Genomic DNA, 827 nt, shown 5'->3' with positions numbered 1-827 from the left:
CCCACCGCGCGGCGCGCGAACAAGTCCAGTACCACGGCCAAGTAATACCACCGGCCTTGCGCCCAGACATATGTAATGTCCCCACACCAGACTTGATTTGGCGCCGCCACTTTAAATTCACGATTGAGATGGTTCGGAATATCGACCCGCTCTACCGTGGCCTGCTTATAGGCATGGCTACCAGGCTGTTTGCAGACCAGCCCCAACTCTTCCATCAAACGGCTGACTTTGAAACGGCCAATTACCGTGCCTTCCTCGCGCATCATGCCCATGATGCTGCGGCTTCCCGCCGAACTACGACTCTCAACGAACAGTTCGTGTACGCGACTACGCAATGCCATACGCTCAACATCAATTTGGCGGGCGCGCTCCCGATATGCATACAGGCATGATCGCGCCACGTCGAAAACCGCGCAGATCAACTCGATTGATTCGTCACCGCAGATCTGATCGATTACCTTGTACGTTCGATCCCTTCCGACATCAAGAGCGCGGTAGCCTTTTTTAAAATGGACTTCTCCCGCTCCAGACGTTCAATGCGCGCTTCGAGCTCCTGTATTCGTTGCTGATCAGGCGTCATTGCCTTGCTCTGCGGCGTGACGCCTCGCCGCTCCGCCTGAAGCTGCAGCACCCAGCGGCGCAGCACTGATTCGCCAATGCCGACCGATCGGCATGCTTCCATGTGGCTATATCCTTGATCCAGCACCAGGCATGCAGCCTGCTGTTTGAACTCCGGGGAAAACGTACGTCTCTGCTTGCTCATCAAACACCTCTCCATGGCGAGTATTCTCGCCTAAATCAGTGTCCGGATACATTAAACCACTACA

The 827-nt window shown here is 55.3% G+C and carries 1 pseudogene; it reads right to left on the bottom strand.

The annotated features are described in order from the left end of the window. Positions 1-763: pseudogene (locus GTP27_RS23265) on the bottom strand (IS3 family transposase); the annotation flags it as partial. Positions 764-827 lie beyond the last annotated feature (64 nt).

Origin of the sequence: Duganella qianjiadongensis (genome assembly GCF_009857915.1) — a bacterium.
Classification (GTDB): domain Bacteria; phylum Pseudomonadota; class Gammaproteobacteria; order Burkholderiales; family Burkholderiaceae_D; genus Rugamonas; species Rugamonas qianjiadongensis.
The sequence above is the reverse complement of the archived record's forward strand: the minus strand, read 5'-3'. Positions and strand labels throughout refer to the sequence as shown.